Raw genomic sequence first — 20,073 nt, 5'->3', positions numbered from 1 at the left:
CACCCACCGGTAACTTCGCCTGGGCGAAGTTACTCGATAATCTTTGACACAACGCCAGCGCCGACTGTCCGCCCACCTTCGCGGATTGCGAACCGCAGGCCGTCTTCCATCGCGATCGGTGCGATCAGTTCGACGTTGAACTTCAGGTTGTCGCCCGGCATCACCATCTCGGTGCCTTCCGGCAGGTTCACTGTGCCCGTCACGTCGGTCGTGCGGAAGTAGAACTGCGGACGGTAGTTCGCGAAGAATGGCGTGTGACGGCCGCCTTCGTCCTTGGTCAGGATATAGGCTTCTGCCTCGAACTTCGTGTGCGGCTTCACCGAACCCGGCTTGCACAGAATCTGGCCACGCTCGACGCCTTCACGGTCAACACCGCGCAGCAGCGCACCGATGTTGTCGCCAGCTTCGCCGGAATCCAGCAGCTTGCGGAACATCTCGACGCCTGTGCAGGTCGTCTTGGTGGTGTCGCGGATGCCCACGATCTCGATCTCGTCGCCGACGTTGATCACGCCACGCTCCACACGGCCGGTCACAACCGTACCACGACCCGAGATCGAGAACACGTCCTCGATCGGCATCAGGAACGGCAGGTCAACCGCACGCGCAGGTGTCGGGATGTACGTGTCGACAGCTTCCATCAGCTTGCGGATCGACTGCTCGCCGATTTCCTCGTCGCGGCCTTCCATGGCTGCAAGCGCGGAACCGGGGATCACGGGGATGTCGTCGCCGGGATACTCGTAGGACGACAGCAGTTCGCGGATCTCCATCTCGACCAGTTCGAGCAGTTCGGCGTCGTCGACCTGATCAACCTTGTTCATGTAGACAACCATGTACGGAATGCCCACCTGACGGCCGAGCAGAATGTGCTCGCGCGTTTGTGGCATCGGGCCGTCGGCTGCGTTCACAACCAGGATCGCGCCGTCCATCTGCGCCGCACCCGTGATCATGTTCTTCACATAGTCGGCGTGGCCGGGGCAGTCGACGTGCGCGTAGTGGCGCGACTCTGTCTCGTATTCCACGTGCGCCGTCGAGATCGTGATGCCGCGGGCCTTCTCTTCGGGCGCGCCGTCGATCTGGTCATAGGCCTGGAAGTCACCGAAGTACTTCGTGATCGCCGCCGTCAGCGTCGTCTTGCCGTGGTCAACGTGGCCAATCGTGCCAATGTTAACGTGGGGTTTGTTACGTTCAAACTTTGCCTTAGCCATGAAGAGGCACCTTTTGTTTTGGGGACTTAGCGCGCCCGGATTGAAACATCGCGGGCGATGTATTGCGGATTGGCGTGGAAATCAAGCGATTGTGTTATGATAGACACTGCGGACCCTCCGGGGGGAGTATTTCCGGCAAGATGATAGGAGGAAAGATAATGAAACTGGGAGCTTTTTCGATCAGCCTGAATGTCGAAAACCTCGATGTAAGCGAGAATTTCTATAAAAAACTGGGCTTTGAAACCTTTGCCGGCAATCCGGAACATAATTACCTGATCATGAAGAACGGCGATACGCTCATCGGTCTGTTCAAAGGTCATATCGACAGGACAACACTGACCTTCAACCCCGGCTGGAGCCAGGACGCCAAGAACGTCGACCCGTTTGATGATGTCCGCGAGATCCAGAAACACCTGCAGGAAAAGGGCGTCGAGTTGATAACGACCTGCGACGACAGCACGTCAGGCCCGGCCTATATCACCCTGATCGACCCTGACGGACATGCGATCCTGATCGACCAGCACCGCTGAAAATCGGGTGTCACGCCGCGTGCACAGGGCGTGCACCACGCGTGCACCACATTTGCGCGCAAGGCCAGTTTGACTGGTCAGACAGGCCAAGCCCGTCGCGGTCAGCTGAAACGGTTGTCTTTTGGGAAACCATAAGGTGGCCGCTTGCCGACACCGGCGCGCGCGCCTTTCCATTCTGTCATGTCGGGTTCGGTGCGGGTCTTGCCCCCGCCCATTTCCCATGACAGCCCGTCGGCCCAGACGAAAGTCGCAAGGTCCGACAACCCGCCGTCCAGTTCAAGCGTGCCCTGCCGCCCGGCGGCTTTCTTGTATTTCTGGATGCGCACGCCTTTGCCGCGCCCCATCTCGGGCAGTTCTTCCAGCGGGAAGACGAGGAACTTGGCGTTTTCGGACACGACGGCGACGTGATCGCCTTTGATGCGGTGACAGATCCGCGCTTCTGTGTCCTTGACGTTCAGCACCTGCTTGCCGCTGCGGGTCTGGGCCAGCACGTCTTCTTCGGGAACGATGAAGCCGTTGCCTTCGGCAGAGGCGACGAGCAGCTTTGCGTCGGGCTTGTGCGCGAAAATGTCCACGATCTGTGCTTCGTTCGGCAGGTCGATCATCAGACGCAGGGGTTCGCCCATACCGCGCCCGCCCGGCAGGTTGCTGGCAGGCACCGTGTAAAACCGCCCGTTCGAGCCGAACACCAGGAGGCGGTCGGTCGTTTCGGCATGGAAGATAAAGCGCGGGCCGTCGCCGTCCTTGAATTTCAATTCGCGCGACAGGTCGATATGGCCGGTCATCGCCCTGATCCAGCCCATCTGCGAACAGACAACGGTGATCGGTTCACGGTCGATCATCGCCTCGATCGGCACGTCGGCGATTTCACCGGCTTCGGCGAATTGCGTGCGGCGCGCACCGCCTGGGGCGTCGCGGCCAAATATCTTGCGGGTTTCGCGCAGCTGTTCGGAGATGGCCTTCCACTGCAGGTCTTCACTGTCGAGCAGATCTTCAATCTCGGCGCGTTCCTTCATCAAGGCGTCCCGTTCCGCGATCAGTTCGAGTTCTTCAAGGCGGCGCAGACTGCGCAGGCGCATGTTCAGGATCGCTTCGGCCTGCACTTCTGACAGCGACACTTCGGGGTCGGCGTCAGGGCCAAGCGGAGACACATAATCCTTTTCGTCGGTCGCGCGGCGATGATCTTGTGCCCAATCCTCCGCCATCAACGCCTCTTTCGGGGAGTCGTCGTAGCGGATGATGTCGATCACGCGGTCGAGGTTCAGGAAAGCGACGATGAAGCCTTCGAGCACTTCAAGGCGATGATCGATCTTTTCGAGGCGGTAGTTGCTGCGCCGGATCAGCACGTCGCGGCGGTGATCGAGGAAGGCGCGCAGCAGTTCCTTGACGCTGCAGACCTTGGGTGTCAGCCCGTCGATCAGCACGTTCATGTTCAGGCTGAAACGTGTTTCAAGATCAGAGTTCTTGAACAGCATCCCCATCATCACCTCGGGATCGACGGTGCGCGCACGGGGTTCAAGGACAACGCGGATGTCTTCGGCACTTTCGTCGCGCACGTCGGCCAGCAGCGGTACCTTTTTGGTCTGGATCACCTCTGCCAGCTTTTCAATCAGCTTGGATTTCTGGACCTGATAAGGAATTTCGGTGACGACGATCTGCCACTGCCCCTTGCCCAAGTCTTCCTTTTCCCACTTGGCGCGCAGACGGATGGACCCACGCCCCGTCCGGTAGGCCTCCGCGATATTCTCGCGTGTTTCGACGATGATACCGCCGGTCGGGAAATCGGGGCCAGGTATGTATTCCAGCAGCGTTTCATCACGCGCATTTGGGGCCTTGATCAGATGCAGACACGCATCAATCAGTTCGTGCAGATTATGCGGCGGGATATTTGTCGCCATGCCGACTGCGATCCCGCTTGACCCGTTGGCCAACAGGTTCGGGTAGGTTGCAGGCAGCACGGATGGTTCTTCGAGGCGGCCATCGTAGTTGGGGCGAAAATCGACGGCGTTTTCGTTCAGCCCTTCCATCAGGGCCTCTGCCGCGACGGTCATCCGGGCTTCGGTGTAGCGGGCTGCGGCAGGGTTATCGCCGTCGATGTTGCCGAAGTTCCCCTGCCCGTCCACCAGCGGATAGCGGACGTTGAAGTCCTGCGCGAGGCGCGCCATCGCATCATATATCGCGGCGTCGCCGTGCGGGTGGAAATCACCCATCGTGTCGCCACTGATCTTGGCCGATTTCAGAAAGCCGCCCGTCGGGGACAGTTTCAGGCGGGACATGGCGTAAAGAATGCGGCGATGCACCGGCTTCAGCCCGTCGCGTGCGTCCGGCAACGCGCGGTTCATGATCGTCGACAATGCATAGGTCAAATACCGATCACCCAGTGCGCGGTGCAGCGGTTCGGTCAAGTCAGCCTGTGTGTTTTTGTTGTCGTCGCTCATTTCGATTTGGTGTAGCCGAGCGTGCGAATGGGGTAAAGGCGACACAGGACGCGACAGGGAACATTTTTCCCCCTCAATTGTTACCTTGTTTCAGGTAATCTGTAGACGCTGCACGCGCCAAAATTCAAAGCAAGACTCACCAGGGGGCCTTATGGGCAAGCTTATCGTTGGAACTTTTCTGATTCTCGGACTCGCATTCTACGAGCTGTCAGGCGGTTCCGATTTCGTACCGGAAAGCCGGATCACGCAGGTCGCGACGGCCGAGGTGATTGAAGAGGCACCTGCCCCCGAAGTGACCCGGGCCAGCAATGCAACACTTGTCAACGTGGCCGCTGAACCGGAGCCGACCCCTGTCCCGGAGGCTGAAATCCTGCAGGCGGTCGCTGAAGTGGTCGAAGAAGAGGCCGAGCCCGCCCCCGCGCCAGTCGAGATTGCCGTCACAGAACCAGAGCCGCTTGACCTGCGTCTGGTTGGCAGCAGCCGCGTGAACATGCGCGCCGGCCCCGGCACGACCTATGCCGTGCTTGATACGCTGGATGGTGGCACACAAACCGAGGTAATCGAGGTGAATGCCGACGGTTGGGCACGTGTGCGGATCAGTGACACCGGCCAGATCGGCTGGATGGCTGAGCGGTTGCTGAGCGATGGCTGATCGAAGGGGCTTGCCCTTTTGATTGCGAAGCTGCACGAAGCGGCCATGACAGAAAAATCCATTCTCATCACCGGCTGTTCGTCCGGTATCGGCTATGACGCAGCACTTGGGATGCGTGCCCAGGGCTGGCGAGTCTTCGCAAGTTGCCGACGGGCCGAAGACTGCGCGCGGCTGCAAAGCGAAGGCTTTGAAAGCCCGCTGATCGACTATACGGACACCGACACGATGATGAACGGTCTGGCCGAAGTGCTTGAGGCCACGGGCGGCACGCTTGACGCGCTGTTCAACAATGGTGCCTATGCCTGCCCCGGTGCGGTCGAAGACCTGCCTCGTGGTGCATTGCAGGAAATCTTTGAAACGAATGTTTTCGGCCTGCACGAGCTGACTGCGTTGGTCATTCCGGTGATGCGAAAGCAAGGACACGGTCGGATCATCAACAATTCCTCGGTGCTGGGGATGGTCGGTCTGAAATGGCGCGGGGCCTATGTGGCGACGAAATTCGCGTTGGAAGGGCTGACGGACGTATTGCGGCTGGAAATGGCGGACACGGGGATCAAGGTGATCCTGATTGCGCCGGGACCGATCACATCCGACATCCGCCAGAATGCGATTCCGCATTTCGAACGGTGGATCGACTGGGAAAATTCCGCGCGCAAACCGCAGTACGGGGCGTTGCGCAAACGGCTTTACGAGGACTCTGGCCCTGACCAGTTCGAACTGCCCGCAGAAGCGGTTACCCGCAAGCTGATCAAGGCGCTGACGGCGAAAAACCCGAAGCCGCGTTATTACGTGACCTTCCCGACCTATCTGATGGGCACCTTGCGGCGAATCCTTCCCACGCGCATGCTTGATTGGGTCGCGGCGAAAAACTAGCGCTTTCCTTTGCGCAGGTCGCCGCTACATCGCCAAGGACCGGATCAAAGGACTGCCCCATGTTTCAAGACCCTCTCTTCATCCTCGTCCTGATCGCTGTTGTCGCGGTCGCTGCCATTATGCTGTTCGGCATCGGTACCTTTGGCAAAGGCGGCGAATTCAACCGCAGGAACGCCAACAAGATCATGCGCTGGCGGATCGGCGCGCAGTTCATCGCGATCCTGCTGATCCTTCTGTTTGTCTATATCCGACGTGGAGCCTGAATTTAGATGGTCGTACTGAACAAGATTTACACAAAAACCGGCGATGCAGGTGAAACCGCGCTTGGCAACGGGAGCCGTGTCGCCAAACATTCGCTGCGCGTCGAAAGCTATGGGACGGTGGACGAATTGAACGCCACGGTCGGCATGGCCCGGCTGCACGCGACCGGCGACATCGACAAGCAACTGTCGATGATCCAGAACGATCTGTTCGATCTTGGGGCCGACCTGTGCCGCCCCGACATGGAAAAGGACGGCGAGTCTGAATATCCCGTGCTACGCATGAGCGAAGGGCAGATCGACCGGCTTGAATCGGAACTGGACGCCATGACAAAGGCAGTTGCACCGCTCAAAAGCTTTATCCTGCCCGGCGGGTCGGCTCTTGCCGCCCATCTGCACCTGTGCCGGACTGTTGCGCGCCGCGCTGAACGCCTGTCCGTCGAACTGGGCACTGTCGAGTCGATCAATCCGGTCGGGGTGAAATACCTGAACCGCTTGTCGGACTGGTTCTTTCAGGCCAGCCGCATTGCCAACGACAACGGCAAGGACGATGTCCTGTGGGTGCCCGGCGCAAATCGCTGATCCAAAGTCCGATCCTGCCCATTTCACAGCAGCCCACGTGAAAACGTGGCGTCGGTGTGCTGCCCCGCGTCGATTTTGCACTGTCACTGACACGTCATGATTGCTATGCGGTGACGGAAGAATGTTGCGTATCAATGGGAGAACTGCGCCAATGAAGGTCCTCGTACCCGTCAAGCGTGTGATCGACTACAACGTGAAGGTCCGTGTCAAAGCGGATGGCAGCGGTGTCGATCTTGCGAACGTCAAAATGTCGATGAACCCGTTCGACGAAATCGCAGTCGAAGAAGCGATCCGTCTGCGCGAAGCCGGTAAGGCCGAAGAAGTCATCGCCGTATCCATTGGCGTGAAACAGAACCAGGAAACGCTGCGCACGGCGCTGGCGATGGGCGCGGACCGCGCGATCCTTGTTGTTGCAACCGACGACGTCCACACGGATATCGAACCACTTGCCGTTGCGAAGATCCTGAAGGCGATCGTCGATGAAGAGCAGCCCGGCCTTGTGCTGTGCGGCAAGCAGGCAATCGACAACGATATGAACGCAACCGGTCAGATGCTGGCGGCCCTGCTGGGCTGGTCGCAGGCGACCTTTGCGTCCGAGGTAGAGATCGAGGGCGAGCATGCTGTCGTCACCCGCGAAGTCGATGGCGGCTTGCAAACGATCAAGGCAAAGATGCCGACGATTGTAACGGTCGACCTGCGTTTGAACGAACCCCGCTATGCGTCGCTGCCAAACATCATGAAGGCCAAGAAAAAGCCTTTGGATGAAAAGACACCTGCCGATTACGGCGTCGATGTCACGCCACGCCTGACCATCGTCAAAACAACCGAGCCTGAGGCCCGCAAGGCCGGTATCATAGTCGGATCGGTTGATGAACTTGTCGAAAAACTCAAAGAAGTGGGGGCTGTATAATGGCTGTTCTTCTGATTGCTGATGTGAATGCGGGCGAACTGTCTGTTGATGCCACAGCCAAGGCCGTGACGGCCGCGCAGGCGCTGGGCGAGGTGACAGTGCTTTGCGTTGGTGCGAATTCCAAAGGGGCCGCAGATGAGGCCGCAAAGATCAGCGGTGTCGCCAAGGTGCTGTGCGCCGAAGACGCCGTGCTGGGCCACCAACTGGCAGAGCCTTCCGCAGACCTGATCGTTTCACTTGCCGGTGATTACAGCCACATCGTGGCCCCCGGCACGACCGACGCCAAGAACATCATGCCCCGCGTCGCAGCCTTGCTGGACACGCAGGTGATTTCCGAAGTGACGGCCATCATTGATGCCGACACGTTCGAGCGTCCGATCTATGCAGGTAACGCGATCCAGACAGTCAAATCGACTGACGCGACCAAGGTCATGACGATCCGGACTGCTGGTTACGATGCGGCCGAACTGGGCGGTTCTGCCGCAGTCGACATGATCGGTGCACCTGCTGATCCGGGTCTTTCGTCATGGGTCGAGGACAAGGTTGCTGCCAGCGATCGTCCCGAACTGACATCGGCCGGTGTCGTTGTGTCTGGTGGGCGCGGTGTCGGGTCCGAAGATGATTTTAAACTGATCGAAGGTTTGGCAGACAAGCTGAACGCGGCTGTCGGTGCATCGCGCGCTGCGGTCGATTCCGGCTATGCGCCGAACGACTGGCAGGTTGGGCAGACCGGTAAGGTCGTCGCCCCTGATCTGTATATCGCCGTCGGCATTTCGGGTGCGATCCAGCACCTAGCCGGGATGAAGGATTCCAAGGTCATCGTTGCCATCAACAAGGACGAGGAAGCACCGATCTTTCAGGTCGCGGATTTTGGCCTAGTGGCTGACCTGTTCGAGGCTGTGCCGGAGCTGACAAGCAAGCTTGGCTAAGCTGCCCCCTATCTATTCGTGAAAAGGCCCGCCAAGCGCGGGCCTTCTTACGTTTCAGCGCCCTGTCGCGATGGCGCGGCGCAAGACCGGCACAAGCTGTGCTGCTGCTTCCTTGTGGCAGGCGACGCCCAGCATTTCAGACGCCGCCTTTGCCTGCATCGGCGGGTAGAACATCCCTTTCGTCCCTTGGGACAGGGCCACATCCGAGGGGTTCGCCACGACAACGTCCATGACGATATTGCGCAGGGCGTCGATCATTGATGCGGTGATGAACAGCGGATCAACCTGCATCGGGTTCATGCGCTGATCCCAGGGTTTATCGCTGAGTTCTTCCTTGGAAAACCACAGCAGGATGACGCGCTGCCCGATCTGGCCCAGCATGTTCTTCATCCGCGCGACCCAGGCTTCGCGCAGTTCCTGCACCACGATATCGAACCGTTCGGGCGAGCGCGCATAAAGCGAGCCGAGCATATGGCGGGTGAAGGTGAAGTCTGAAAAATCAACCTCGTTATAGATGGCCTGCATCACGGTGGATGTGCGCAGGAAGCGATCGTTGCGACGGGGATGCACGGAATAGAACCGGTTCGACAGATAGTTGGCCCCCATGATCTGGACCACGGTCACTTCGGCATCATGGCAGGCGGCCATGATCGTCGGGTCGTTGACGAACGCATCCACCCCGCCATTCACGCAACCGAAATTTACGCAGGTTTCGTGGATTTCGCTTTCGACCAGATCGGGCACCGGTCTGTCGATGAATTTGCCGTAGGTTTCCGTGCCACCGATAAAGGCGATGTAGGGACTGTCCAGCCGCCGCCGCGGACCACGGAAGAAGATACGCGACATACCGTAGCGGCATGGAGCATAGGAAAGCCCGCCGCCATCTATCGTTTCATGTTTCATCTGCTTGCTTCCAACGATTCTAATTGCTTTTGCTGAAGCCAGAATCACCGATAGCCATTGCCAAAGTGCTAAAGTGCGAAGTTGAATAAGGTTTTAACAAGCATCACCGCTTGATGCGGCATGTGAGGCGGGCATAAGGTGCGCCAAGCCGCAGGAGAAAGCGCCATGAATATTGAACGTGTAGGCATCGTCGGAGCAGGTCAGATGGGCAATGGCATCGCCCATGTGTTCGCCCTTGCCGGGTTCGATGTTCTGATGACCGACGTCAGCCGCGACGCGCTTGATGCCGCTGTCGCACTGATCGACCGGAACCTGACGCGGCAGGTCGGCAGGGAAGCGATCTCCGAGAGCGCCAAGGACGACGCGATGCGGCGCATCGGCACGACGGACAAACTGATCGACCTTGGCAAGACCGACCTGATCATCGAAGCCGCAACAGAGCGCGAGACGATCAAGACCGCGATCTTCGAAGACCTCGTCCCGCATCTGAAGCCCGATACGATCCTCACATCCAACACGTCTTCGATTTCGATCACGCGTCTGGCCTCTGGCACGGATCGGCCGGAAAAATTCATGGGCTTCCACTTCATGAACCCCGTCCCTGTGATGCAGTTGGTCGAACTGATCCGCGGGATCGCCACGGATGAGGCGACCTTCAAAACCTGTCAGGGCGTTGTCGAGAAGCTGGGCAAGACGTCAACGGCGTCCGAAGATTTCCCCGCCTTCATCGTCAACCGCATCCTGATGCCGATGATCAATGAGGCGATTTATACGCTTTATGAAGGCGTTGGGTCGGTGCAGTCGATTGACACCTCGCTGAAACTGGGCGCGAACCACCCGATGGGTCCGCTGGAACTTGCCGATTTCATCGGTCTGGACACCTGTCTGGCGATCATGAACGTGCTGCATGACGGATTGGCGGATACCAAGTACCGCCCCTGCCCACTGCTGACCAAATATGTCGAAGCTGGCTGGCTTGGCCGCAAATCAAAGCGTGGTTTTTATGACTATCGCGGCGATGTGCCCGTGCCGACGCGCTAATCCTTCAGCGATAGCGTCAGATCCCGGATCCAGACCATGAAGGCGCGCGGATCTTTCAGGCGTTCGGTCATATCGTCCGGCGTCAAAGGTTCACCCACGATCGGAGCTTGCGGTTTGTTGCGCGCATGCACGATTTCGAACAGCAACAATGATTGGCGCAGGGTCGCGGAAATGCGGTTGGCCATCTGGTACCAGCGCGAATTGGACCCCGGAAAATAGCAGGGCACAACTGTCGCGCCGGACGTGCGGATCATCTTGGCGGTGAATACGTTCCATTCACGTTCAATTGCGGGACCGAACATCGTGTCAGACGACGCAACGACGCCGGATGGAAACAAGGCGATCAGACCGCCATCGGCAAGGGCTGCCATCGCCTGTTTGCGCATCTCGACAAATTGTTTTTGTGCATCCGACTGGTGCGGGAATGGCACCGGGATCAGATAGTTGCTGGCGACAGTGTCAATATTGGTCAACAACGACCGGGTGAGGATTTTGTAATCCTCCCGACGCTTTGCGATCAGCCCGGCCAGAACCATCCCGTCGACCATGCCGTGCGGATGGTTGGCGACAAGGATGACGGGGCCTTCCTTTGGGATGTTGTTCAACTGGGACTCGGGCGTCGTGATTTCGATTCCCATGATCCGGAGCGCGGCAACCCAGAATGCGCTGCCTTCGTAGGGGCCGCCCTTTTCAAAGCGGCGCACCAGATTGATGATCGTGACCTTGCCGGTCAGCCATTCGATGACATGGACGATGCCGCGCTTGATCGGGCTTTCAAAGGTATTGGCATAGGTCAGGGCACCGCGGTTCAGCACATGGGCCTTGCCTGTCGGTTTCGCCACGTCCGGAACACGATCGCTGGTGGTCTCGGTCAATCGGGTCGCCTTTGCTCTGCCCTGTCCCGACAGTCAGTCACCCTCACCAAATTTGTCATTCACCAGATCGGTGATTGCGGCGGCCAGGGCCTCTGCGTCTGGGCCATCTGTTTCGACCTCAATAAAGGTTCCGATGGTAGCTGCCAACATCAAAAGGCCCATGATGCTATCGCCCTCGGCCCGCATTCCGTCCTTGGAAACGACGGCCGTGGCATCAAATGCTTCGACGACTTCGACAAGTTTTGCAGAGGCGCGGGCGTGCAGGCCTTTGATGTTCTGGATCTGGATCTGAAATTTCGCCATGGTCACGCAGGTCCGACGCTGTGGGCATTGATATACTTGTGGGCGGCGGTGATCGCGGCGGTCACGGCATCCGGCACCGGCTTGTGACGGGACTTGGCAAGTTTGATCAGCATGGGCAGGTTCGCACCGTAAAGGATTTGACGGTTCTCGATCGAACAGGCGCGCAGCGACAGATTGGACGGGGACCCGCCGAACATGTCGGTGACGATCACGACACCGTTTCCTGAATCGACGGCGTTGGCGGCCTCGCAGATTTCCTGCTGCTTGCGGGCGCGGTCCTCTTCGGGGGCAATGGTGATGGCCTTGATGCCTTCCTGGACACCAACCACGTGTTCAACAGCTGCAAGATATTCGCGCGCCAACCCACCATGCGCAACAATAACGATCCCGATCAAACGCCTTGTCCCTGTTTGCCCGACAGCCCCACACCGTCGCGCCGTTCCATTTCCCTGTGCCGCTTAGACACCTGCCAACCGTCTTCTTCAAGACTTGCGGCCAGTCTTTCTGCCATCATGACGGAACGGTGTTGCCCGCCGGTACACCCAAAACCGATTGAAAGATGCGATCGGCCTTCGTCCTTATGCGCTGGCAAAAGCAGCGTAATCAGGTCTTTGACCTTGGCAAAGAACGTCGGAAACCGGTCATCAGCGGCGACATAATCCGCGACAGCCTGGTCGCGTCCATCAAGTGCACGCAGTTTTGGATCCCAATGCGGATTGCGCAGAAAGCGGCAGTCCAGCACGATGTCCAGCCCGCGCGGGAGGCCGCGTTTGTACGAAAAGGAATGCACGGTCACGCCCAGCATCCGCCCTTCACCGGGTGCGAAGATACTGTCGATCTCGGCCCGCAGGTCATGGGGCGACATCTTTGTCGTGTCGACCACATAGTCGGCGCGCACGCGGATCGGGGCCAGCATTTCATTTTCGCGCGCGATCCCCGCCTGTGGCGGACCGGCGGGGGCCAGCGGATGGCGGCGACGTGTTTCAGAATAGCGACGCAGCAGCGTGTCTTCGGCCGCATCCAGATAAAGAACCTGCGCCATATCACCCAGCCGTTCGTGCACGGCGTCGATCACGGCAATCAGCGCGTCAATGCTGAAGTCACGGTTGCGCACATCTAGCCCGAGCGCCAGCGGGCGTTCATGGGTGACCGCAAGCAAGGGGGGCAATAGCGAAAGTGGCAGATTGTCGATGACCTCGTAACCGAGATCTTCCAACGCATTGACAGCTGTCGACCGCCCGGCGCCAGATGGGCCGGTCACAAGCAAGAGGCTCGGTGTTTTAGGATCGTCTGCATCCTTGGTTTGCGTCATCGCTCACTCCGGCCGGCGCGCATGAATTGAAGTATCGCAGAAGCCAGATGTATGTCACTGGCCCTGTGAAACAAGGGGATATGAACCCCAAGAAGTGTGACCTCACGTCGGGGTGGGATCCGTTCGGTTTCAACCGTGCTGAGATCAACGGCCAGCCGAACGGGTGCGCCCGCGCAGGATTGCGCATTCAGGATGCCAATTCCACGCGCCTCGATCAGGCCCACCAACGTCGGCGGGCAAGTGGCCATCAGATGCCCGTCCGTTTCAGTCAGCAAGACGCGGTCATCCGCGACAAGCACCGCACCCAGCGCGAGCATCTGGAGAGCAAGGTTCGATTTTCCGCTGCCGGATGCACCCGTGATCAGAACGCCCGCACCGCCGACCGCCACGCAGGTCGCGTGGAGGGGCGATTGGGTGTCCATGCCCCTGCCCTAGACCGGCAGGCCGACAACGAAACGCGCGCCCAGCGGTTCCGATGTCATGTCAGCCTCTGTCGGGCGGATGTTTTCGGCCCAGATCACGCCGCCATGCGCCTCGACAATCTGTTTGGAGATGGCGAGGCCAAGGCCGGAATTGTTGCCAAACTGCTGTTCGGGGCGTTCGGAATAGAACCGTTTGAACACCTTTTGCAGGGCCTCGTTCGGGATGCCGGGGCCTGTATCTTCGACCACGATCAGCACGCGGTTTTCGCGCCGACGCGCCCAGACGCGGATCGCATCCCCGTCTTCGCAGAAGGAAATCGCGTTGGTGATCAGGTTGACAAAGACCTGCGCCAGCCTCCCTTCAAGGCCCATGACGTGGATCGGTTCGCTTGGCAGATCGGCGATATAGTCGATGCCTTTGGATTCTGCTTCCTTGCCGAGGAATTCGTTGATGTTCTGCAGCATCTTCAGAAGGTTAAAGGATTCTTCTTCCTCTTTCACAAGCTCGCTGTCGAGCCGCGACGCGTTGGAAATATCGCTGACCAGCCGGTCGAGGCGACGGACGTCATGTTCGATGACTTCGAGCATCTTTTCGCGCTGATCCTCGCGCTTGGCGACGCGCATCGTGCCAACAGCAGAGCGTAGCGACGCCAGCGGGTTCTTGATTTCATGCGCGACGTCGGCGGCAAATTGTTCGTTGCCTTCGATTCGTTCGTAAAGTGCCTGCACCATGCCGCGCAGCGCGCCGGACAGGCGCCCGATTTCATCAGGGCGGGCGGTGAGGTCGGGGATGCGCACCTTGGTCGGGGACATCTTTCGCGCGTTCTTGTCACGGCCGAGTTCCGCCGCAGCGGACAGGTCAGCCAGCGGGTTGGCGATGGTCGATGCAAGCACAAGGCTGAGGCCGACGCTGACAAGGATACCGACGATGAACAGGCGCAACACCTGTTCGCGTTCGTGCCGCACAAGCCGGTCAAGTTCGCCCGCAGCACTGGAAATCGCGACGACACCGACCGTGTTGGTGCCTTGCCGGATCGGCGTGGCAACGACAAATGTCGTGCCGGATGCAGAGTTGAGCGATTGCACCTTTGTGCCGTTTTCAACGACCGATAGAATGTCTTCGGGGTTTAGCCGCGGTTGCAGTCCGGCACCGTTCACTGCGCTGTCGGCACCCACGACGCTTAGCAGGCTTGACCAGGCCGAACTGAGGATATCAGTAATGAAGGTGCCACCTTCGTTGCGGTTCAGACCGTCGATGGATGATCCGCCGCTGGCACCTGTCGCCGTGGCGACAAGGATAGCGTTCGGATCGAATACCGATACTTCGATGCCACCGCGCAGGTCCATTTCCAGCAGTGTCCCAAGGACATCAATGCCGTCACCCGTGACCATATTCACCGGCGCGGTCAGCGGCATCCGCGCTTCGAGTACGTCGGCGATGAGTTCCGCTTCGTTCACGAGGCCATTGGCCCTTTGGAACGCGAGGTTGTCACGCGACGGGTTCAGGTAAAGCACACCTGCGATCATCAGGATCATTGCGATCAGGTTGAACGTGATGATCTTGCGCGCGATAGGCGATTTGCGCAGGGTCAGCAAGCCGCGGCTGCGGCGCTTGTCGAACAGTTCCTGTTCGCCTGCCGCCTGCGGCGACACCCAGTCATCACCCAAAACGACGTCGGGCGCCGAGGCGTCTGCCGCCCGGCGCACCGATTTCAGGTCGCGTACATCAATGGCTGTTGAATCGCTCATCGCTACTATTCTTCGTTGTAGCGGTAACCGATCCCGTAAAGCGTCTCGATCGCGGAAAATTCATCGTCCGCCGAGCGCATCTTTTTGCGCAACCGCTTGATGTGGCTGTCAATGGTCCGGTCATCGACATAGACCTGATCATCATAGGCGACATCCATCAGCTGGTCGCGCGATTTTACGAAGCCGGGGCGCTGTGCGAGCGCCTGCAAAAGAAGGAATTCGGTGACGGTCAGCGATACGTCCCGACCTTTCCATTTCACCGCGTGGCGCAGCGGGTCCATCGTCAGTTCGCCGCGCACCATGATCTTGGTTTCTTCGGTTTCTTCGACCACATCGCCGCTGATCACGTCCTGACGGCGCAACAGCGCACGAATACGTTCCACGAGAAGGCGCTGGGAAAATGGTTTCTTGACGTAATCGTCCGCACCCATGCGCAGACCGAGTACTTCGTCGATTTCATCATCCTTGGAGGTCAGGAAGATGACCGGCATGGATGTTTTCTGGCGCAGCCGTTGCAGTAGATCCATGCCATCCATGCGGGGCATCTTGATATCGAGGACAGCCATATCGGGCATGCGTTTATTGAACGCATCCAAGGCGGACTGACCATCGTTGTATGTTTCGACTTCGAAGCCTTCTGCTTCAAGAGTCATGGACACAGACGTCAGGATGTTCCTGTCGTCGTCCACCAGTGCAATTTTTGACATAGGTTTAACCCTTACTGCTCGATTGTTGTTATTAGCCTGCTTTTTTCCAATTGTTTCACCGTTTTGCGCCCACGAATCAATCCCAAAGTGTGATTCGGCCACATGGGCGTGCCTTATTTGCGCCACTAGGCCCTAAGAATTGACTAAAATGGCCCACCTTTTCCGATCGGCTCCTTTTGGTTGCGCTAACATGCAGTTGGTTGCGCTAACGCCATGAAATCAGGGTGTTCCGCTGGCAAAGCATGGTGCTAGATGGACCTACGCACGCCAATCCCGGCTGATTATTCAGGAGCGTTCCTATGGACCAAGGACAGGTCAACCCACAGATGAAACTTGAAGATCAAGGCATCAAAGGGCTGGGTTACGTCTATTACAACCTGTCCGAAGCCGCGCTGCAGGAGGCCGCGATTGCTGCTGGTGAAGGTGTCGAAGGTCAGGGTGGCACCTTTCTTGTCACAACCGGAAAACATACCGGCCGGTCGCCCAAGGACAAATTCGTCGTCGTGACGCCGGAAACGAAGAATACAATCTGGTGGGAAAACAATCCCCCGATGGATCCGGCAGCGTTTGACACGCTGCACGCGGACATGCTCGCCCACATGCAGGGCGGTACCTATCATGTGCAGGACCTTTTCGGCGGGGCCGACCCTGCTCACCGTCTTGATGTGCGCGTCGTTACCGAACTTGCCTGGCACGGGCTGTTCATCCGCCACCTGCTGCGCCGCCCCGAAGCGTCTGAGCTTGATACGTTTGCCCCTGACTGGACGATTATCAACTGCCCGTCCTTCAAGGCGGACCCGGCAAAGCACGGCTGCCGCAGCGATACGGTCATTGCGCTGAATTTCGCCAAGAAGCTTATCCTGATCGGCGGCACGGAATACGCAGGCGAGAACAAGAAATCCGTCTTTACCCTGTTGAATTACCTGCTGCCGGAAAAGGGCATCATGCCGATGCATTGTTCGGCCAACCACGCACCGGGCAACCCTGTCGATACGGCTGTCTTCTTTGGCCTTTCCGGCACGGGCAAGACGACGCTATCCGCCGATCCGTCGCGCACCCTGATTGGTGACGACGAACATGGCTGGTCCGACCGTGGCACCTTCAATTTTGAAGGCGGGTGTTATGCCAAGACCATCGGGTTGGACCCGAAGGCAGAGCCGGAAATCTACGCGACCTGTTCCATGCCCCATACGGTCATTGAAAACATGGTCTTTGATCCCGAAACCAAGGAACTGGATTTCGAAGATGACAGCCTGACGGCCAACATGCGCTGCGCCTACCCGCTGAATTACATCAGCAATGCATCCGAAAGCGCGCTTGGCGGCCATCCAAAGAACATCATCATGCTGACGTGCGATGCCTTCGGCGTGTTGCCCCCGATTTCACGCCTGACACCCGCGCAGGCGATGTATCACTTCCTGTCAGGCTTTACGTCCAAGGTCGCGGGCACCGAGCGCGGTGTAACGGAACCGGAACCCACGTTTTCCACGTGTTTCGGTGCGCCGTTCATGCCGCGCCGCCCGGAGGTTTATGGCAACCTGCTGCGCAAGAAGATCGCATCGCACGGGGCGACCTGCTGGCTGGTGAACACCGGTTGGACGGGCGGGGCCTATGGCACCGGGTCGCGGATGCCGATCAAGGCGACCCGCGCCCTGCTGGCCGCAGCGCTGGACGGCACGCTTGTCGAAAACCAGTTCCGCAAGGATCCAAATTTTGGATTCGAAGTGCCGGTGACTTGCGACGGCGTCGACGATCAGCTGCTGAACCCACGCGATACATGGGCGGACAAGGACGCCTATGACGCACAGGCCGCGAAACTGGTCGAGATGTTTTCGAACAACTTTGAAAAATACGTCCCCTTCATCGACGCGGACGTCAAGGCCGCGGCCATCGGTTAAGCGACACGCGCCTGTTTCATCCGGAATAGGCGCGTTTCCTGCTGACGTCATTCAATCCCGTTGACAAATGCACTCCGCCTCCCAAGTTGGGGGCATGCGATATCTCATTCCATTCCTTCTGTTGGCCACCCCTCTTTTGGCACAGGACAAGACAGGTCCCGCGATCGCCGCGCTTGAAAGTGGCGTGATCTGCCCGCCCGAAAGCACAGGCACCCGCCCTGCCCCCGATACGGTTGCGGGCATCACGAATGTCATCGTTGACGAGCCACCTTTCGTGTCGACCGTGAACAAGGTTCCTGCGGTCATGGGGATCGGTTTCGGGGTCAAGGCGATGTCGGAATCCGCGTTCGGTATCGATAACGTAACCATGACAATTACCCACCCGCCAATGGGCGATGGTCGAGCGAAATCGCAATCGTTCCAGACCAGCATCAGTGGTGTCGACAGTTCGATTACCTTCTACCAGTTCGACTATGAATACGAGCTGCTGCCTGGAACGTGGACGATGACGGCGACCGACGGTGACGAGGTGCTTTACACCACGTCATTTCAGGTTGTGCCGCCAAATCAGGTGCCCGAGCTGGCGGCAATCTGCAATTTCGAGGAACTGCTGTCCTGAGTTTGGGCACAGTGACTGACCAGCGCCCAACAACCGAGGTCATTGCGACATAAATATGCATTTTCGTCGCACTTATTGAATTATTATTGCGCTGCAGTTGCACAGCAGTTATCTCTGCACCTGCACAATAATGAGGATTCGACCAATGGCGCATGACGGACAGGATATGACAATGACCACTGATGTAATCCTGCCGGATCTACTGGACCTGACGGCCAAAGCCCTACCAGCCGTCGAAGCGACCTTTGAAAAAGCGAAGGCCTCTGTCAGATCACGCGTCACCGAAGGCGAGCGCGTTTCAAATAGCCTGATCGAGGCAAACCAGACTGCTACGCACGGTCTTGCTTGGTTTGCGACCTATACGGAATCCCTGCGTCAAATGCAGAAATGGGCCGAACGGCTGGATGCAGCGGGCAAGTTCGGGGAAACCGAACATCTGATCCACCAGATCATCTTTGGTGAATACCTCTGGCAGATGTATGGCGGCATCCAGATGAACCAGGGTGAAATGGTGCGCCTGCAAGACCTTGGGCTGGCTCAGGACGACATGCGCGATCTGATGGCCCCTGCTGTCATGACGCTGACGCAGTCGGGCAACACGCAGGCCGCACGCACGCGGCTTTGCGATCTGATGCAAGAGCATTCGGCAAACCTGACCGTCGGTGCGTCCGGTCTGGACGACGAACTGGAGATGATCCGCGAACAGTTCCGCCGCTTCAGCGTGGACCGGGTCGAACCACACGCGCATGAATGGCACCTGAAAGACGAACTGATCCCGATGGAGATCATTTCCGAAATGGCGGAACTTGGTGTGTTCGGCCTGACGATCCCCGAAGAATACGGTGGTTTCGGCCTGTCCAAGGCATCAATGTGCGTCGTGTCCGAGGAACTGTCGCGCGGGTATATCGGTGTTGGTTCGCTTGGCACCCGGTCCGAAATCGCAGCAGAGCTGATTATCTGCGGAGGCACCGAAGAGCAGAAACAGAAATGGCTGCCATCGTTGGCATCGGGTGAGACCTTGCCGACGGCGGTCTTTACCGAACCGAACACGGGGTCCGATCTGGGTGCACTGCGCACGAAGGCACGCAAGGATGGCGACGATTGGATCATTTCCGGCAACAAAACATGGATCACGCACGCGGCCCGCACGCACGTCATGACCGTGCTGGCCCGCACCATTCCTGACACGGACAATTACAAGGGACTGTCGATGTTCCTGGCGGAAAAGACGCCCGGCACAGATGCGGAACCCTGGCAGGACGCCGGCATTTCCGGCGGCGAGATCGAAGTGCTCGGCTATCGCGGCATGAAGGAATACACGCTGAACTTCGACGATTTCAAAGTGAAGGGCGAAAACCTTCTTGGCGGTGTCGAAGGCCAGGGGTTCAAGCAACTGATGCAGACATTCGAGTCCGCGCGCATCCAGACCGCTGCACGGGCTGTTGGTGTCGCGCAGTCCGCGTTGGATGAAGGCATGGCTTATGCTCAGACACGCAACCAGTTCGGCAAGGCGCTGATCAACTTCCCACGTGTATCGGGCAAACTCGCCCTCATGGCGGCCGAGATCATGGTGGCACGGCAGCTGACGTATTTCTCGGCACAGGAAAAAGACAACGACCGTCGATGCGACCTTGAAGCGGGCATGGCAAAACTGCTTGGTGCGCGGGTGGCGTGGGCCTGTGCGGACAACGCGTTGCAGATCCACGGCGGCAATGGTTTCGCGCTGGAATACAAGATCAGCCGCATCCTGTGTGACGCGCGGATCCTGAATATTTTCGAAGGCGCGGCCGAAATTCAGGCGCAGGTGATCGCAAGGCGCTTGCTAGATAGCTGAATTGGGTCATATGTCATGCAAGAATGATTGG

21 protein-coding genes are annotated in these 20,073 nt (G+C 58.5%); 11 read left to right on the top strand and 10 right to left on the bottom strand.

All coding sequences use genetic code 11. The annotated features are described in order from the left end of the window. Positions 1 to 29: 29 nt before the first annotated feature. Positions 30 to 1,205, bottom strand: coding sequence for an elongation factor Tu (gene tuf, locus BMY44_RS17350; RefSeq protein WP_089997137.1), 1,176 nt, complete (start codon positions 1,203 to 1,205; stop codon positions 30 to 32). Between the two features lie 158 nt (positions 1,206 to 1,363). Between tuf and BMY44_RS17345 the strand changes: the two genes are divergently transcribed. After that, positions 1,364 to 1,735: a VOC family protein gene (locus tag BMY44_RS17345; protein ID WP_089997136.1), complete on the top strand. Its 372-nt coding sequence runs from the start codon at positions 1,364 to 1,366 to the stop codon at positions 1,733 to 1,735. A gap of 101 nt (positions 1,736 to 1,836) precedes the next feature. Here BMY44_RS17345 and BMY44_RS17340 read toward each other — a convergent pair whose 3' ends face one another. After that, on the bottom strand, positions 1,837 to 4,173 hold the full coding sequence (locus tag BMY44_RS17340) for a DNA topoisomerase IV subunit A (RefSeq protein WP_089997135.1): 2,337 nt from the start codon (positions 4,171 to 4,173) through the stop codon (positions 1,837 to 1,839). Positions 4,174 to 4,324: 151 nt separating this feature from the next. On the opposite strand from BMY44_RS17340, the gene BMY44_RS17335 reads away from it, so the two are divergent. The 6 genes from BMY44_RS17335 to BMY44_RS17310 all read left to right on the top strand — a co-directional run bounded on the left by BMY44_RS17335 (position 4,325) and on the right by BMY44_RS17310 (position 8,379). Then, entirely contained in the window at positions 4,325 to 4,825 is a 501-nt protein-coding gene (locus tag BMY44_RS17335) for an SH3 domain-containing protein (protein WP_089997134.1), read from the top strand. Between the two features lie 45 nt (positions 4,826 to 4,870). Continuing rightward, positions 4,871 to 5,698 (top strand): SDR family NAD(P)-dependent oxidoreductase, encoded by an 828-nt coding sequence (locus tag BMY44_RS17330; RefSeq protein ID WP_089997242.1) that lies wholly within the window; start codon positions 4,871 to 4,873, stop codon positions 5,696 to 5,698. Between the two features lie 59 nt (positions 5,699 to 5,757). After that, positions 5,758 to 5,961: a twin transmembrane helix small protein gene (locus BMY44_RS17325; protein WP_089997133.1), complete on the top strand. Its 204-nt coding sequence runs from the start codon at positions 5,758 to 5,760 to the stop codon at positions 5,959 to 5,961. A 6-nt stretch (positions 5,962 to 5,967) separates the two neighbouring features. Continuing rightward, positions 5,968 to 6,540: a cob(I)yrinic acid a,c-diamide adenosyltransferase gene (locus BMY44_RS17320; protein ID WP_089997132.1), complete on the top strand. Its 573-nt coding sequence runs from the start codon at positions 5,968 to 5,970 to the stop codon at positions 6,538 to 6,540. Between the two features lie 151 nt (positions 6,541 to 6,691). Further along, positions 6,692 to 7,450, top strand: coding sequence for an electron transfer flavoprotein subunit beta/FixA family protein (locus tag BMY44_RS17315; protein WP_089997131.1), 759 nt, complete (start codon positions 6,692 to 6,694; stop codon positions 7,448 to 7,450). Next, a complete protein-coding gene (locus BMY44_RS17310; RefSeq protein ID WP_089997130.1) occupies positions 7,450 to 8,379 on the top strand; it encodes an electron transfer flavoprotein subunit alpha/FixB family protein in 930 nt (309 codons plus the stop codon). Before BMY44_RS17315 ends, BMY44_RS17310 begins: the two co-directional genes overlap by 1 nt. 54 nt (positions 8,380 to 8,433) lie before the next feature. On the opposite strand, the gene BMY44_RS17305 is transcribed toward BMY44_RS17310, so the two are convergent. Then, the gene (locus BMY44_RS17305) at positions 8,434 to 9,282 is read right to left on the bottom strand and encodes a DUF6473 family protein (protein ID WP_089997129.1); all 849 of its coding nucleotides are present in this window, start codon (positions 9,280 to 9,282) and stop codon (positions 8,434 to 8,436) included. A 165-nt stretch (positions 9,283 to 9,447) separates the two neighbouring features. Here BMY44_RS17305 and BMY44_RS17300 point away from each other — a divergent pair, with 165 nt between their 5' ends. Then, positions 9,448 to 10,323 (top strand): 3-hydroxybutyryl-CoA dehydrogenase, encoded by an 876-nt coding sequence (locus BMY44_RS17300; protein WP_089997128.1) that lies wholly within the window; start codon positions 9,448 to 9,450, stop codon positions 10,321 to 10,323. Here BMY44_RS17300 and BMY44_RS17295 read toward each other — a convergent pair. The 7 genes from BMY44_RS17295 to BMY44_RS17265 are packed head-to-tail and all read right to left on the bottom strand — an operon-like array spanning position 10,320 to position 15,691. Next, positions 10,320 to 11,198: a lysophospholipid acyltransferase family protein gene (locus tag BMY44_RS17295; RefSeq protein WP_089997127.1), complete on the bottom strand. Its 879-nt coding sequence runs from the start codon at positions 11,196 to 11,198 to the stop codon at positions 10,320 to 10,322. The genes BMY44_RS17300 and BMY44_RS17295 overlap by 4 nt on opposite strands. Before the next feature lie 33 nt (positions 11,199 to 11,231). Beyond that, positions 11,232 to 11,501, bottom strand: coding sequence for an HPr family phosphocarrier protein (locus tag BMY44_RS17290; RefSeq protein WP_089997126.1), 270 nt, complete (start codon positions 11,499 to 11,501; stop codon positions 11,232 to 11,234). 2 nt (positions 11,502 to 11,503) lie between these two features. Continuing rightward, positions 11,504 to 11,896, bottom strand: coding sequence for a PTS sugar transporter subunit IIA (locus BMY44_RS17285; RefSeq protein WP_089997125.1), 393 nt, complete (start codon positions 11,894 to 11,896; stop codon positions 11,504 to 11,506). After that, positions 11,893 to 12,813 carry an RNase adapter RapZ gene (gene rapZ / locus BMY44_RS17280; RefSeq protein ID WP_089997124.1) on the bottom strand — a complete coding sequence of 307 codons (921 nt, stop codon included), beginning with the start codon at positions 12,811 to 12,813 and terminating at the stop codon, positions 11,893 to 11,895. The genes BMY44_RS17285 and rapZ overlap by 4 nt, the downstream gene beginning before the upstream one ends. Continuing rightward, positions 12,810 to 13,235, bottom strand: a complete 426-nt coding sequence (locus tag BMY44_RS17275) for an HPr kinase/phosphorylase (RefSeq protein ID WP_089997123.1) — start codon at positions 13,233 to 13,235, stop codon at positions 12,810 to 12,812. The genes rapZ and BMY44_RS17275 overlap by 4 nt, the downstream gene beginning before the upstream one ends. A 9-nt stretch (positions 13,236 to 13,244) precedes the next feature. Continuing rightward, on the bottom strand, positions 13,245 to 14,984 hold the full coding sequence (locus BMY44_RS17270; protein WP_089997122.1) for a sensor histidine kinase: 1,740 nt from the start codon (positions 14,982 to 14,984) through the stop codon (positions 13,245 to 13,247). A gap of 5 nt (positions 14,985 to 14,989) precedes the next feature. Continuing rightward, positions 14,990 to 15,691 carry a response regulator transcription factor gene (locus tag BMY44_RS17265; RefSeq protein ID WP_089997121.1) on the bottom strand — a complete coding sequence of 234 codons (702 nt, stop codon included), beginning with the start codon at positions 15,689 to 15,691 and terminating at the stop codon, positions 14,990 to 14,992. Between the two features lie 299 nt (positions 15,692 to 15,990). Between BMY44_RS17265 and BMY44_RS17260 the strand changes: the two genes are divergently transcribed. From BMY44_RS17260 to BMY44_RS17250, 3 genes are all read left to right on the top strand, one after another. Continuing rightward, on the top strand, positions 15,991 to 17,589 hold the full coding sequence (locus BMY44_RS17260) for a phosphoenolpyruvate carboxykinase (RefSeq protein WP_089997120.1): 1,599 nt from the start codon (positions 15,991 to 15,993) through the stop codon (positions 17,587 to 17,589). Between the two features lie 94 nt (positions 17,590 to 17,683). Beyond that, positions 17,684 to 18,208 carry a DUF3859 domain-containing protein gene (locus BMY44_RS17255; RefSeq protein WP_089997119.1) on the top strand — a complete coding sequence of 175 codons (525 nt, stop codon included), beginning with the start codon at positions 17,684 to 17,686 and terminating at the stop codon, positions 18,206 to 18,208. 145 nt (positions 18,209 to 18,353) lie between these two features. Beyond that, on the top strand, positions 18,354 to 20,042 hold the full coding sequence (locus BMY44_RS17250; protein WP_089997118.1) for an acyl-CoA dehydrogenase family protein: 1,689 nt from the start codon (positions 18,354 to 18,356) through the stop codon (positions 20,040 to 20,042). The last annotated feature ends 31 nt before the right edge of the window (positions 20,043 to 20,073 follow it).

This window comes from Cognatiyoonia koreensis (assembly GCF_900109295.1).
Classification (GTDB): domain Bacteria; phylum Pseudomonadota; class Alphaproteobacteria; order Rhodobacterales; family Rhodobacteraceae; genus Cognatiyoonia; species Cognatiyoonia koreensis.
The sequence above is the reverse complement of the archived record's forward strand: the minus strand, read 5'-3'. Positions and strand labels throughout refer to the sequence as shown.

Bases quoted from the DNA above. Each gene is read 5' to 3' on its own strand.
- tuf (WP_089997137.1), bottom strand. From the start codon at position 1,205: ATGGCTAAGGCAAAGTTTGAACGTAACAAACCCCACGTTAACATTGGC.
- BMY44_RS17345 (WP_089997136.1), top strand. From the start codon at position 1,364: ATGAAACTGGGAGCTTTTTCGATCAGCCTGAATGTCGAAAACCTCGAT.
- BMY44_RS17340 (WP_089997135.1), bottom strand. From the start codon at position 4,173: ATGAGCGACGACAACAAAAACACACAGGCTGACTTGACCGAACCGCTG.
- BMY44_RS17335 (WP_089997134.1), top strand. From the start codon at position 4,325: ATGGGCAAGCTTATCGTTGGAACTTTTCTGATTCTCGGACTCGCATTC.
- BMY44_RS17330 (WP_089997242.1), top strand. From the start codon at position 4,871: ATGACAGAAAAATCCATTCTCATCACCGGCTGTTCGTCCGGTATCGGC.
- BMY44_RS17325 (WP_089997133.1), top strand. From the start codon at position 5,758: ATGTTTCAAGACCCTCTCTTCATCCTCGTCCTGATCGCTGTTGTCGCG.
- BMY44_RS17320 (WP_089997132.1), top strand. From the start codon at position 5,968: ATGGTCGTACTGAACAAGATTTACACAAAAACCGGCGATGCAGGTGAA.
- BMY44_RS17315 (WP_089997131.1), top strand. From the start codon at position 6,692: ATGAAGGTCCTCGTACCCGTCAAGCGTGTGATCGACTACAACGTGAAG.
- BMY44_RS17310 (WP_089997130.1), top strand. From the start codon at position 7,450: ATGGCTGTTCTTCTGATTGCTGATGTGAATGCGGGCGAACTGTCTGTT.
- BMY44_RS17305 (WP_089997129.1), bottom strand. From the start codon at position 9,282: ATGAAACATGAAACGATAGATGGCGGCGGGCTTTCCTATGCTCCATGC.
- BMY44_RS17300 (WP_089997128.1), top strand. From the start codon at position 9,448: ATGAATATTGAACGTGTAGGCATCGTCGGAGCAGGTCAGATGGGCAAT.
- BMY44_RS17290 (WP_089997126.1), bottom strand. From the start codon at position 11,501: ATGGCGAAATTTCAGATCCAGATCCAGAACATCAAAGGCCTGCACGCC.
- rapZ (WP_089997124.1), bottom strand. From the start codon at position 12,813: ATGACGCAAACCAAGGATGCAGACGATCCTAAAACACCGAGCCTCTTG.
- BMY44_RS17275 (WP_089997123.1), bottom strand. From the start codon at position 13,235: ATGGACACCCAATCGCCCCTCCACGCGACCTGCGTGGCGGTCGGCGGT.
- BMY44_RS17270 (WP_089997122.1), bottom strand. From the start codon at position 14,984: ATGAGCGATTCAACAGCCATTGATGTACGCGACCTGAAATCGGTGCGC.
- BMY44_RS17265 (WP_089997121.1), bottom strand. From the start codon at position 15,691: ATGTCAAAAATTGCACTGGTGGACGACGACAGGAACATCCTGACGTCT.
- BMY44_RS17260 (WP_089997120.1), top strand. From the start codon at position 15,991: ATGGACCAAGGACAGGTCAACCCACAGATGAAACTTGAAGATCAAGGC.
- BMY44_RS17255 (WP_089997119.1), top strand. From the start codon at position 17,684: ATGCGATATCTCATTCCATTCCTTCTGTTGGCCACCCCTCTTTTGGCA.
- BMY44_RS17250 (WP_089997118.1), top strand. From the start codon at position 18,354: ATGGCGCATGACGGACAGGATATGACAATGACCACTGATGTAATCCTG.